This is a genomic window from Pseudomonas brassicacearum, from assembly GCF_003732265.1.
Classification (GTDB): Bacteria; Pseudomonadota; Gammaproteobacteria; order Pseudomonadales; family Pseudomonadaceae; genus Aquipseudomonas; species Aquipseudomonas brassicacearum_D.
In genome coordinates, this window is record NZ_MOBK01000201.1 from 1 (window position 1) to 637 (window position 637).

At 54.6% G+C, this 637-nt stretch carries 1 protein-coding gene and 1 pseudogene; both read right to left on the reverse strand.

Features of this window, described 5'->3' with window-relative positions:
- Window positions 1–383 (reverse strand): isochorismatase family protein (locus BK660_RS30835; RefSeq protein ID WP_123436427.1); only part of this gene is annotated, 383 nt, incomplete at its 3' end.
- A 128-nt stretch (window positions 384–511) separates the two neighbouring features.
- A pseudogene (locus BK660_RS33290) lies at window positions 512–637 on the reverse strand (TetR/AcrR family transcriptional regulator); the annotation flags it as partial.

A 637-nucleotide genomic window follows, 5' to 3' on the forward strand; every position in this document is an offset into this window, starting at 1 on the left:
AGCGCCGACAAGGTCGGGAACGCTACGCAGACATCCGTGACCACACCAGCAATGATGATCTGCTTGCGCCCGGTGGCATTGATCGCTTTGACGAAGTCTTCGTTGTCCCACGCGTTGATCTGGCCTGGGCGAGCGATGTACGGCGCGTCCGGGAACATCTCCTTCAGCTCTGGTACCAGCGGGCCGTTCGGGCCTTGTTCGAAACTGGTGGTGAGGATGGTCGGCAGTTCGAAGAACTTCGCCAGATCCGCCAGCGCCAGCACGTTGTTCTTGAACTCGTTAGGCGAGAAAGCCTGCACCAGCGAAATCAGAACCGTCTGGTGATCAACCAGCAGCACGATGGCGTCGTCTTTGTTCAGGCGGTTGTAGGTTGGAGTAGTCATGGTATGCGTCCCTTTTGAGTTTTTGAATTTGTTGTTGCGTTCAAGTTGGGTACAGATTACTGACGCACAGGGACGGGATAAATCGGCTGAAAAGCGTTTATCCGTCAACTCAAAAAGGACAATACCGATCAACCAGTCACTTCTGCACTGTCGGCAGACATCAGCAATGACGCGGTCATTTCAGCGTGACACACCGCAAGTATTTCATCGGCCAGCGCTGAGTCATCCGGGCAGGCACGCGAGAGAATAATCGC